A 12,860-nucleotide genomic window follows, 5' to 3' on the forward strand; every position below is an offset into this window, starting at 1 on the left:
GAATTTTATAATATTTGGGTAAAGTTGATACTTACTACCAGAAAGGAGTTATAGAAACTCCTTTCAGAGTAATAAGCTTCCCCAAAATATCCATAAAATGAATGCCTAATTGGATGCTATATATAAGTATCCTGTTTTTTGTACGTTTTTTAAATCGTTTATATTGTTAATAATGTAATCGTATGAAATCACATAAAAATAAGTTCCTTGAGGTAATGCTCCATTTGATACGTTAATCGAACTATCTGAAGCTCCTTTGAAAACATTTGTAACATTATCGTAGCTAGAAGTTTCATAAACTTTAGCACCATAGCGGTTAAAAATTTCCACTTTGTTGTTTGGGTAACATTCAATTCCTTCTAAATAAAGGAAATCGTTTTTACCATCGCCATTTGGAGTTAAAGCGTTGTAAATTTTTACACCACAATTTAACACCACTTCTTGATTCAGATAAGCAATGTTTCCGCAAGCGTCAATTGCTGTCCATTTTCTAAAAATCTTTGATTGACTTGTACAATCTCCTGCTTCTTGAGTTTCTTCGTAAGTAATAGAAACCGTATTCGAATTATCTACAGCAACAACTTCTGGAACGCTTGGTAAATTTTCACAATCTGAATAAATTACAGCTTCTAAAGATGATGTAAACTCCGGAATTGTTGTATCTTGAATATACACATGCTGAATCAACTCTGCAACATTTCCACAAGAATCTGTAGCCAGCCAATATCTAATAATTTCTGAATTAGAACTACAAGTTCCTGAAATCACCTCTTCTTCATAACTTATTGCAACTGCTGAAGTACAATTATCTGTAGCTTCTAATGTATAAGTAGGTAATAAGTCTATTGAAGCCAAAGTTAAACTACTTGGAATTTGAGTAAGGATTGTTGGGTTCTCATTATCTTGAATTAAGAAAGTTTGATTACAAGTAAAACTATTTAAAACAGCTTGATTTGCACGATTTTGAGGATCATAAAAAGTAATTGTATAGGTTCTTACAACAACGCCTCCACAACCTGTATCTCCAGTATTTGAAGCGGTAATAACTACATCACTACACTCTTCGCCAATAATCTCTCCTGGATGGATTCCTAATTGTTCAAATTCTGCTATGGCTAATTGAGTAGCTGAAGGAATTTCTGAGGCACAAGAAACAATTTCATCTATAAAAACAGGGCAAACAACATCTACTACACAATTATAACTTAACTGAATGTCGGAAACATTAGACCAATTACCTTGAAAATCTTGAACTCTGTACGATTGAATTGATGGAGTTCCTGTAAAAGTAGCTTCTGGAGTAAATGACACTTCACCATTAACTGTACTTAAATTCCAAACACCTTCACCTGGAACCTGCATTAAGATTGATGCTCCACTAACATTAACTATTGTATTAGGTGCAGTTGGATTTGTAAATTCAATAGTATTAGGATTTACAACATCACCAATAGTATCATTTTGGATTAAATTCATCGTAACCGACTCGCCTATTACATAATTTGACAAATCAGATTGTGTAACTGGCAACAAGTCAAAACTTATTGTAGCCTCATTGCTTATATTTTCATTATAATCTCTAATAAAATAAGTTACACTTGTAGGATTTCCAAAAAAAGTAGCCTGAGGCACAAATCGAATCAATCCAGAAATAATATCAATACTCCATCTTCCTTCATTTGGCATATCAAATGCTATCAAATTAGTTTCTAAACAATACTCTTTATTTAGAGCATTAACAGGTTCTAAAAATCGAATTCTTGTTGGGTTAACGGCAGCTCCTGCATTATCATTTTGATAAGCGTTAATAGTAACTTCTGTATTAGGAGCATAAACTAAAATATCATCACTGGCTACTGGACACGTTGGTGCTGTAATTTCCACTGCTATTTGCTGTTGATTAGCGCATTGAGTAGTTAAATCGGTACAAATGAATTGGTAGGTTCCAACACTTAAATTGTCAATCAAAAAAGTTGATGTAGTTCCTTGATATTGTGTTCCTGATACTATTTCTTGAATTTTCCATTGATTAGGTAAATTAGACATTAAAACAGAAGCTAATGTTCCATTACAGCCCACACTACTTGCTATTGAAACAGTAGGATTTGGAGCATTGTATACATAAAAAGACTGAGCAAACTCGCGACCACAAGCATCCATAGTTTTAGCTAAATAAGTACTTCCTGCTTGTAACCCACTAAAAACAGAAGAACTTTGGTAATTATGAATTTGTTGGTTCCCATTATCATTATACAAAGCGTAAGTATAAGGGGCTCTTCCTCCTGTAGCTACCATATTTACTGTGGTTTCACATGCTATTATAGATTCAAAAGTGAAAGTTTGTATTGTTGTATTGAAAGCATACTCATATAAAAAACCATCTGTTAATCTAGTTAACCCATTTACACCACCAAATTGAACAGGTTGCACTTTATTATTTAAACCAGTAACTCCCCCGAAACGAATAATATAATCTTCATTGATAGGCGCCTGAAAATTAATAGTTCCACCAGCAACACTAGTAAAAAAGAACGGAGCTCCACTATTTATTCTACCAGAATTAAGAATAGTCCCATCCGAGTTATAAATAGCTACAAAAGTTCCTTGTAGCCCTGTTGGGACCCTCATAGAAACCAAAACGGTAGATTGAACTTCGCCACAATTACCTAATTCATAAGACATTTCTGTACTTCGTGTGCAATTAGCTTCAAAATCAAATGTTTTTGTTTTACCACATGCATCTGTTACAGTAAAATTATAATTACCCGGTGGAAAAGATTTTGCTCCATCTTTTGCTAACAAACTTGCAACAAACGGATTATTTAACTCCATTGAAAAAGGATATTGAATTTGATTTGAATTAATTGAAACTCCAGAATCAAACTGTGTACTGTAATTTGATGGTCCAGAATTAACTGTAATTGTTAAGGGTCCAGTAGCCATACTTGAAACTTGCATTTCATTAAAATTCAAGAAACAAACATCATCAAAGAAAACAGAACCATCACGTGCAGAAGTAGTACAAGCAATCTCAGGTTGAAAAGAGGCAATATCTTGTCTGATTTCTTTTTGAGTTGTAAAACCACATGCATCAGTAAGTGTGATTTTATAACTTACTCCATATCTCAACCCCAAACTAATTGCCATTGAAGCTCCTTGAGACACACTATTGTAGTGAGACAAATCAACGTGATGACCTATTATTGTATTTCCAAAAATATTTACAACAGGCTGTCCTGGATTATTTACATCTTCAACTTCAACATAAACAGGATTTACTAAATTGTTTCTAAATATCTTTACATCATATCCAACAGTACAAGGATTTGAAGGATCTGGAAAAGTTTGAATTCTTGGAGTATCAAAAAACAATTCTTGAACAGTTGGCAAACTTAAACTTCCTCCTCTTACAGAACCACAATCATTGTAAGCAGAATAAGTAATATCAGTATTATTAAAAAATGAAATTGGTAATTCAAAATCTGTTAGAAAATTTCTAATATTTGAAACCGCTGACTGTGGTATTGTATTTACTACAGTAATACTTTGTCCTAATGTATTTGTGAAATTATAGGTAACACTTCCACTTGTAGTTCCAGAAGAAGTTTTTATTCTAAACTTTAAAATATCACCACAAGCAGTAGAAGTAGTTCCTGTTTTTCTATCAACATGTACAATTGAGGTTGATACAATTGTAGTATTATTTAAACCATTAGGAACAACAATAGTCTTGTCAGAGCTATTTCCTCCACATTGATCAATAATATCTACAATGTAGGTTCCTGCTGCTAAATCTGTGATGGTGTAAGTACTTGCATTTAAAGAAACTGGAAAATTTCTGGCTCCACCTGGTCCACTTAAAATTCGAACTTGATATCCTTGATTTGTAAAATCATTTGTACCAGCAGTACTTGATATATTTGACAATCTAATTTCACCATCTGTTCCATTTAAACATCTAGGCGACCATAAGGTATAAGTAAAACTATCTGCTGGTCTTATTGAACCATTTACACATTGTGCATTGCTTATATTTGAACAAAATAAAAATAAAATAAAAAAAGTATATACTTCAACTTCATACAATTTTACAAACATTAACTTTCTCATAATTCTACATTTTAGGGAAAAACTTAGCTTAGAACTCAAACAAAAGTCCTTCAACATTTTATGATTCCCTAAGTAGAAGTAATAACTGTAATGATTTTATTAATAAGTGTAAAATAAGTAACCATATCCAAAAATACTTTGATATACAAACACTTACAATAACCACATATTCACTAAAACACTTGTTTTTTGTAAAACTTTTTTTCGTAAATTTACAAAACCCAAAACTTCTCACCTATCAACTTATTGATAACTCAAAGACCTTTTTACCCCTTAACATTATGTTAGAAAAGCAGAATTATATCGAAGAAATAGTAGAGCAAACAGAATTTGTTGCAAAAACTGGAAGTTGGGAATTAAACCTTGTTACAAATAAGTTATATTGGTCTAAAGGAGTATTTCGTATATTAGAAATGGAACCCACAGACAATGAGTTAAACATAAGTATTGGACTAGAAGTTATTCACCCAGAAGACAGAGAACTGGCCTTGCAAAAAATGACACTTGCAATTGAAGAGGGAATAGAATATCGAGTTAAAAAGAGATTTATAACTCAAAATAATAAAATTAAGCACATTATTTCCTCAGGTAAAGTAATTAAAGATGAAAATCAAGAACCTATCAAAATAGTGGGTGTTTTTCAAGACATTACTGAATTTATTGAAACCAGTGAAAAATTTGAGTTGCTAAACAAAATTTCTAATGACGTTATTTATGAATGGGACATTTTAAACGATTTATTTAGTTGGGGTGAAGGTTTTAAAAGAGTTTTTGGGTACGACTTTACTAATATAAAGTTTAAATTAATGGATTGGTCAAAATTGATGCATCCAATAGACAACGAAAGACACAAAAATGAATGGGACTTGTTTTTAAACGACCCTAAGAAAAATCAATGGACTAAAGAGTTTAGATTCAAAAGAAAAGATAATTCCTATGCTTACGTAGAGGAAAATGCAATTTTAATTAGAAATAATGAAGGAAAACCAATAAAGATGATTGGACTTCTTAGAGACACTTCCTCAAAAAAAGTAATTGAAATTCAAAAAAAAGTACAAAATCAAATCTCACTATTGTTCAAAGCAAATAAAAAAATAGATGAAATTTTAAATGACATATTAAATTATCTAACACTTTATGACGATTTTTTAACAACTGAAATTTGGCTTTTAAACTCATGTAAAAGCAGTATACAACTAAAAAAATGGAATTCTAAAAATAAAAATGTTGAAGAATTTTATTCTAAAACAAAAAAACAAACTGAATTTGCAAAAGGTGTTGGACTTCCGGGAATAATATGGAAAACTAGAAAGCATCAACTTTGGAGAGGAAAAGAAATTGAAGAGAAATTATTAAGAGCTCCTAGTGCTAAAAAAATTGGTGTAAATTCATTACTCGGAATCCCATTATTTAACAATGATGAATTCATTGGGAGTTTAATATTCTTTTCTAAAGAAGACTTAACTCTTGATCAGTTAAAAATAGAGCCTTACTTATCGTTAAGTGAATTTTTAGGCTCTGAAATAGCCCGAAAAACACAAGAAGAAACGCACTTATTAATGTTTGAAAGTGCTCCCGATATTATTGCAACTGCAAATTCAAATGGGTATTTTACTAAAGTTAATCCTGCTTTTTGCGAGCTATTAGGTTTTTCTAAAAAAGAATTAACAGAAAACAAATTTACTTACTTTTTACATCCTGATGATTTAAAACAAACAGAAACTGAATATACTGAAACTATTTCTGGATTAAGAAGAGCTAACAATTTTACAAACAGATATAGAACAAAAAAAGGAGAATATAAATGGATAGCATGGAGTTCTTCTGAAGTTTTTGGAGATGAAAAATCGTCATTCGCTTATGGAAGAAACATAACTGATATGATTGAATTACAACACCTTTTTAACGAAACCGCAAAGTTAGCAGAAATTGGAAGTTGGGAATATAATAACAATTATAAAAATCCTTATTTTTTTCTCTCGAAAGTAGTTAGAGATATTCTAGAATTAGAAGATGATGCAAAAATTAATTTAGAATTTTTATTAAACTTCACACATAAAGAAGACCAAAAGAAAACAAAAAAATTATTTCTCAACCTTATAAAATTCGGAGAAAATTTTGATACAGAATTTAGAATCATTACCTCTAACAACCTCAAATGGGTAAGATGCATTGGTAAAGCAGAATTTAACAAGCCAAACAAAGAAGCTAAAATTTTAGGCAGTATTCAAAATATCACGATTCAAAAAAGTAACGAATTAGATTTAGCTCAAAAAAACATTTACTTATCCTCTATTACAAATGTAATTACCGAATTAATTTATTCAGACGATTGGCACGAGTCACTAATTAATGTATTTCAAATTGCAGGAAAAACTATAAATGTAGACCGTGTATATTATTTTGAAATAGATGAAAATGGCGATAATAATGGCGCAACATGTAGTCAAAAAATTGAGTGGTCAAAAAATAAAGCTGACTCTCAAATTGAAAATCCCAAACTACAAAATGTTCCGATTGAAGAATTTACAGATTTTTTCAATCCTTTAATGAATGGGGAATTAATTTCTGCAATTACATCTCAATTACCAGATGGAAAACTTAAAAAAAACGTAAGCGAACAAAATATTAAATCATTTTTAGTTTTACCCATAATCATAAATAATCGCCTTCATGGGTTTATTGGCTTTGACGATTGCTACAACGAACGTGTTTGGACAATTAGCGAAATAACATTCCTATCAAACATAATATTTAATTTAGCCACTACTATTCAAAGAAAAACTACTAGTTTGGCTTTAAAAAAATCGCTTGAAGAAAAAAACGACATTCTAGAAAGTATTGATGATGCTTTTATTTCGCTAGATAAAAATTGGAGAGTTAACTATTGGAATAAAAAATCGGAGATTATAGTTAACATGAAAAGGGAAGAAATAATTGGAAAAATTTTCTGGGAAGTATTTCCACAACTCTTAGGAACTATTTATGAGAAAAATTACAAAGAAGCATTTGAAACTCAAAAAGCAATTAATTTTCAAGATTATTTTGAAGAATTAAAAATATGGCTAGATATAACAGCGTCTCCATCGAAAAGCGGTTTATCTATCTACTATAAAGACATAACAAGCACAAAAAAACATGAAGATGCTTTAAAAGCTTCTAACGATCGTTTTGAAAAATCAACTGCTGCTACTAGCGATGCTATTTGGGATTGGAATTTAGAGAAAAACACTCTTTATAGAGGTGAAGGATTCTTTAAAACATTTGGACACAAAGTGCCTAGTTATATATTTAATAGCAACATTTTAGACTTAATAAAATCAAGAGTCAAAGAGGACGAAGCAGACGATGTTATTAACTCTCTTGTGAAAGCAATCAACAACCCTAAAAAACAAGATTGGAAAAAAGAATATTGGTATAAAAAAGCAGACGGAAATTACGCCTATATTGTAAATAATGGTGTAATCATTAGAGATGAACTAGGTAAAGCGATTAGAATTGTTGGAGCTCTTCAAGATATAACACATAGAAAAGAACAAGAAGATTCTTTAAGAATTTTAAATAAAAAATTACAAATTCAAACCAAAGCATTGATTAAATCTAATCAAGAATTAGAACAATTTGCTTATATTGCTTCTCACGACTTACAAGAACCTTTACGAATGGTAACCAGTTTTTTAAGTCAACTTGAAAAAAAATACCATAATATCTTAGATGCAAAAGGAAAACAATACATCGATTTTGCTGTTGATGGTGCTTACAGAATGCGAAATATAATTTTAGACATATTAGAATACTCAAAAATAGGAAAAAATGAAGAAGAAAAAGAAAGCATAGATTTAAACAAAATAATTGATGAAGCATGTAAAATGAATAATCAAAAAATAAAAGAAACAAAAGCTACAATTCTGTATGCTAATTTGCCTGTCATTATTTCATATAAAATACCTTTAATCCAAATTTTTCATAACCTTATAGGAAATGCTTTAAAATATCAAAATGAAAATAATCCCCCAAATATAAGTATAGATGCTACTGAACATGATAAAAATTGGCTGTTTAGCATAAAAGACAATGGAATTGGAATGGAAAAAGAATATTTAGAAAAAATATTTGTTATCTTTCAAAGACTCCATACAAAAAATGAATATGGTGGCAACGGCGTTGGTCTAGCCATAGTAAAAAAATTAATAGAAAACCTAAATGGAACTATCTGGGTTGAATCTGAAGTAAACAAAGGCTCAACGTTTCATTTTACATTACCTAAAAAATGAACCTACTAAGAAGAATAAATAAATGTTTAGATTATTGGCCAAATCAACTTGCCATAATATCCTTTTTCATACTACTTATCATTAGTATATTCTTAACCTACAGAATTTACAACAATGAGTATGCAAATGAGCTCATAAAAGTTAAAGAAGAATCATTTAAGTTAAAAAACCAACTAGAAAGCACTATAAACTATAGTTCAAACGTAGTTAAAGTAATTAGTTTTATTGCGGAAAAAAACTTAGAAGATCAAGAATTTGGGGCCGTTGCAAAAAGTCTAATAGAGAAAAACAGATACATTGATGCTGTTCAATTAGTAAAAGGATTTAAAATTGTAAAAACATATCCTTTAAATGGTAATGAAAAAACTATTGGCTATAATCTTAGTACTGACAGCCTTCACAAAAAAGCAGCAGAAGATGCAATTACAAAAAACAAAATATTTTTTGAAGGACCATTGCAGCTAATTCAAGGAGGCATGGGCATTGTAGGTAGAGAGCCTATTTACAAAAATGGTAAATTTTGGGGATTTTCTGCTGTTATCATTAAGACTGACACTTTTTTAAAAGCAATTCACATAAACGACTTTGGAACAACTTCAAACTTTGAATATCAAATTGTACAAAAAAATGGCGGTTTAAACGGACCTAAATTTTTTAAAAACGATGCTGATTTCAACAAAGGAATTATTCATAAATCCTTTTTACCTGCAGGAGATTGGTACTTGTATGTGAAATTAAAAGAACCCAAATATTTAAATAGATCCATCGAGTTTCTAATTTACGGTATCGTTTTAAGCGTAATAATCGCTTTATACCTCAGAAAACTTGCAGAAGACCCGCTAAAACTAGAAATTTTAGTAGATAAAAAAACAGCAGATTTAGAAAAATTAAATTTAGAATTAGAAAATAGAGCTAATGAGTTAACTAAAGTAAACAAAGAATTAGAATATTTTGCCTACATTATCTCGCATGATTTACAAGAACCCTTGCGAATGATAACGAGTTTTTTAACACAGTTAGAAAAAAAATACAATGATGTAATCGATGAAAAAGGAAAAAAATACATATTTTTTGCTGTTGATGGAGCAAAAAGAATGAAGAATATAATTCTTGATATATTAGAATTCTCTAGAGTTGGAAAATACAATGATAAAAAAGAAAGTATCGATTTAAATAAAATAATACAAGAAATTGAAATATTTTATAAAATGGAAAATGAAAAAGGAAAAATAAACTACGAAAATTTACCTACCATACATTCTTTTCGCTCTCCTATTCAACAAATTTTTCAAAACTTAATAAGTAATGCTTTCAAGTATGCCAAAGAAAACACAACTCCAATTGTAAACATAAAAGTAGTTGATGAAACAGAAAAAACCATAACTATTGCAGTAGAAGACAACGGTATTGGAATTGAAAATGAATATCTTGAAAAAATATTTATTTTATTCCAAAGACTACATATAAGAGAAGAAGATAAAGGTAGCGGTATGGGATTAGCAATTGTAAAAAAAATAGTTGAAAATTTAAACGGAAGAATTTGGGTAGAATCTGAAATAAACATAGGTAGTACTTTCTATTTTACTTTGCCAAAAGAATAAAAACATGAAATCAGAACTTAAGATAACATTGCTATATATAGTTATTGGGATATTATGGATATTCTTAAGTGACCATTTTGTGCTTTTATTCATTGAGAAAAATACCCAAGAAAAAATTACAAATTTTCAAAACATAAAAGGAACATTTTTTGTGATTTCGACGGGAATTTTATTGTATATTTTATTAAAAAAACACAACACAGCTATTCGTCAAAAGATGAGTGAACTTAAAGAGAAGTCTTTTGAACTAGAAAAAACAAATAAAGAGCTAGAAAATTATTTCTTTTTAGCTTCTCACAACCTTCAGGAGCCAAATCGAATTATCATCAGTTTTTTGACTAATTTGGAAAAGAAATACAAGCATAGTATTGATGAACAAGGATATAGCTATATAAAGTTTGCAATTGAAGGTGCTTATTATATGAGGAAAAGTATTTTGAATCTACAAGAATACTCGAAAATTGGTAAAAACATTATTATTTCTACTGTTGATTTGAATGTTATTTTAGAAAAAATAATAACTGAATATAAGTATGAAAATTATAATGTTACTTTTTCAAACTTACCAACTATTAAAACAGATGAAAATTTAATTTATTTAATTTTTAAAAACTTAATTGAAAACGCTATAAAATTTAAAAAACAGGAAGAAAAATTACTTTTAACAATTACTTTTAAAGAAGAATTTGACCATTGGGTATTTATATGCACAGATAATGGAATAGGGATTGAATCCGAATATCACGAAAAAATATTTGAACTCTTTCAACGAATTAACTTTAACATTAAAAATCAAGGCACTGGCGCTGGTTTACCAATAACAAAAAAAGCAATTGAAATATTAGGAGGAAAAATAAAAATAGATTCTATTATAAATAAAGGCAGCACATTCTCCTTTACGTTACCAAAAAAAACATAAAAAAAGTACAATTATAAACACTTTAAAATTATTATTTTAATCTCTTCGAAAATCGTGTTAATTGAAATTTGTCAGATTTATAATATATTTTAAAAAAATTAAAGTATCTTTATGACAAACAAACAACACAAAACTACTACCCCTAATGAGAAAAAATCAAATTTTATTAGTAGAAGACAATGAAGGAGACATTGTACTTACTACAGAAGCATTTGAAGAATGCGATTTTAAAACAGATATTCTGGTAGCCAGAAATGGAAAAGAAGCCATCAACATTTTGTTTAATCAGCAAGATGATTCGGAACTTCCTAACCTCATTCTTTTAGATATTAACTTACCACTATTAAATGGTCATGAAGTTTTAAAATTAATTAAAGAGAACGAAAAAACTAAACATATACCAGTTGTAATGTTAACTACGTCCTCAGCTATTAGCGACATAAACTTAACTTATGAAAGCCAGGCAAATTGTTTTATAACAAAACCAGCAGATATTAATGATTTCTTTGAAACCATTAATACTTTAAGTAATTATTGGTTTAAAATATGTAAACTACCATCTAAAAAATGATATGATTGTAGACGAAAAAAAGTATAACATAATAGTCATTGAAGACAATTTAGGCGATTTTTTCCTTTTAGAAGAATATTTAAGTGAAAAAATAAAACTGCCTACAATAAAGCATTTTGAAAGATTTAGCGAATTTAAACAAACAAATGAAAGTCTTGATAATTGTGATATAATTTTTTTGGACCTCTCATTACCAGACAAAAGTGGAACTGAATTAGTAGAAGAAGTTTTAAAAATATCAAACAAAATACCTGTTGTGGTACTAACAGGATATTCTGATTTTTCATTCGCATTGAAAGCAATAGCTCTTGGTGCCTCTGACTATCTTTTAAAAGATGAAATTAATAGTGCCATATTATACAAAAGCCTAGTTTACAACATTGAACGCTTTAAAAATATTATAAAAATTAAAGAATCTGAACAATTATATAACGATTTATTTCAACTAAGTCCACAACCTATTTTTGTAATAGACTCAGATACAAATTTCATAATAGATATTAATAAAGCTTGTGAAGAACTTTATGGCTTTAAAAAAGAAGAGTTAATTAATGAACCCATTAGAACCATTTTTAATGAAAATGCTATTGATTTTAATAATCATGAAACCATTATAACTCAAAAACATTTTAAAAAGAATAGAGATTCAATCATAACAGAAGTTAAATACAATAAAATCGTACATAATGGAAAAGAAGCTATTATTATTGTAAGTAACGATATAACAAAAAACATTGAACATCTAGAGGAAATTGAAAGTCAAAACACAAAATTAAGAGATATTGCTTGGATTCAATCTCACGTAGTAAGAGCGCCACTTACAAATATTTTAGGCTTGATAAAATTAATAAATGAAACCGAATCAGTAAAAGACAAAGAACTGTTGTTTCACCTTAACCAATCTGTAATAGAATTAGAAAATAGTATCAATGAAATAGTAAATAAAACACATAATATGTAACTAAAAATCTTGCCTATGAAAAAATATATTTTCATAATAGATGACGATCCGATTTCAATAATAATTCTAAAAAAGAATTTAGAACTTATTGCTATTTCTCAAGAAATTGAAACATTCAGCAATGGTAAAGACGCCTTTAATTATTTAGAAAAAGAATATCATAAAAATGAAAAATATGTTATATTTCTAGACATTAATATGCCCGAAATGAATGGTTGGGAATTTCTAAGCAAAGTTGAACCTTTTATTACATCGCAAAATACAACAATTTATTTACTCACATCATCAATAAATAAAGCAGATATGGAAAAAGCTACGCAATTTCCACTAATTAAAAAATACTTATCTAAACCCATTTGCAAAGAAGTCTTAATAGAAATTAAAGAAAAGAACAAACTATAAACAAAAAAAGAGAAATACCCCA

General features: G+C 29.1%; 7 protein-coding genes. 6 read left to right on the forward strand and 1 reads right to left on the reverse strand.

The window, feature by feature from the left end; translation table 11 throughout:
• Window positions 1–105: 105 nt before the first annotated feature.
• Window positions 106–4,110: a gliding motility-associated C-terminal domain-containing protein gene (locus B2741_RS05565; RefSeq protein WP_291136193.1), complete on the reverse strand. Its 4,005-nt coding sequence runs from the start codon at window positions 4,108–4,110 to the stop codon at window positions 106–108.
• 281 nt (window positions 4,111–4,391) lie between these two features.
• Between B2741_RS05565 and B2741_RS05570 the strand changes: the two genes are divergently transcribed.
• From B2741_RS05570 to B2741_RS05595, 6 genes are all read left to right on the forward strand, one after another.
• Window positions 4,392–8,384 (forward strand): PAS domain-containing protein, encoded by a 3,993-nt coding sequence (locus tag B2741_RS05570; RefSeq protein ID WP_291136195.1) that lies wholly within the window; start codon window positions 4,392–4,394, stop codon window positions 8,382–8,384.
• Complete coding sequence (locus B2741_RS05575) at window positions 8,381–9,985, forward strand: ATP-binding protein (protein WP_291136197.1); 1,605 nt, start codon at window positions 8,381–8,383, stop codon at window positions 9,983–9,985. Before B2741_RS05570 ends, B2741_RS05575 begins: the two co-directional genes overlap by 4 nt.
• A gap of 4 nt (window positions 9,986–9,989) precedes the next feature.
• Window positions 9,990–10,904: a sensor histidine kinase gene (locus tag B2741_RS05580; protein ID WP_291136199.1), complete on the forward strand. Its 915-nt coding sequence runs from the start codon at window positions 9,990–9,992 to the stop codon at window positions 10,902–10,904.
• A gap of 145 nt (window positions 10,905–11,049) precedes the next feature.
• Window positions 11,050–11,475: a response regulator gene (locus tag B2741_RS05585; RefSeq protein WP_291136201.1), complete on the forward strand. Its 426-nt coding sequence runs from the start codon at window positions 11,050–11,052 to the stop codon at window positions 11,473–11,475.
• Between the two features lies 1 nt (window position 11,476).
• A complete protein-coding gene (locus tag B2741_RS05590) occupies window positions 11,477–12,436 on the forward strand; it encodes a response regulator (protein ID WP_291136203.1) in 960 nt (319 codons plus the stop codon).
• Between the two features lie 15 nt (window positions 12,437–12,451).
• The gene (locus B2741_RS05595) at window positions 12,452–12,838 is read left to right on the forward strand and encodes a response regulator (protein WP_291136205.1); all 387 of its coding nucleotides are present in this window, start codon (window positions 12,452–12,454) and stop codon (window positions 12,836–12,838) included.
• Window positions 12,839–12,860 lie beyond the last annotated feature (22 nt).

It is taken from the genome of Flavobacterium sp. UBA7663 (assembly GCF_002483315.1).
GTDB lineage: Bacteria > Bacteroidota > Bacteroidia > Flavobacteriales > Flavobacteriaceae > Flavobacterium.